This is a genomic window from Mesorhizobium sp. (assembly GCF_005063415.1).
Lineage (GTDB): Bacteria > Pseudomonadota > Alphaproteobacteria > Rhizobiales > Rhizobiaceae > Mesorhizobium.
The window spans coordinates 1-268 of record NZ_SUEG01000038.1 but is presented as its reverse complement, the minus strand read 5'-3'; the positions used below and the strand labels follow the sequence as shown (position 1 = coordinate 268).

Annotated in this window: 1 protein-coding gene; it reads left to right on the top strand. The window is 66.4% G+C overall.

What is annotated here, in order from left to right; genetic code table 11:
* Positions 1-268 (top strand): histidine kinase dimerization/phospho-acceptor domain-containing protein (locus E5W70_RS12750; protein WP_366509697.1); only part of this gene is annotated, 268 nt, incomplete at both ends.

The following is a 268-nucleotide window of genomic DNA, read 5'->3' as shown; positions in this document are numbered from 1 at the left end:
CCGCCGCATCATGGGCGGCGATCTTCCGGCCGGCTGCCGGTCACCGGCGCCGGCGACGAGTTCGACCGGCTGTCGGAAAACCTCAACTCCATGCTGGCCAGGATCGCCACGCTGAACGAGGGCCTGAAGCAGGTCTCCGACAACATCGCCCACGACCTGAAAACGCCGCTGACCAGGCTGCGCAATCGCGCCGAGGCGACGCTTTCCGGCAAGCACAACACCAGCGACTACCGGCAGGCGCTGGAAGGAACGATCGCCGAATCCGATC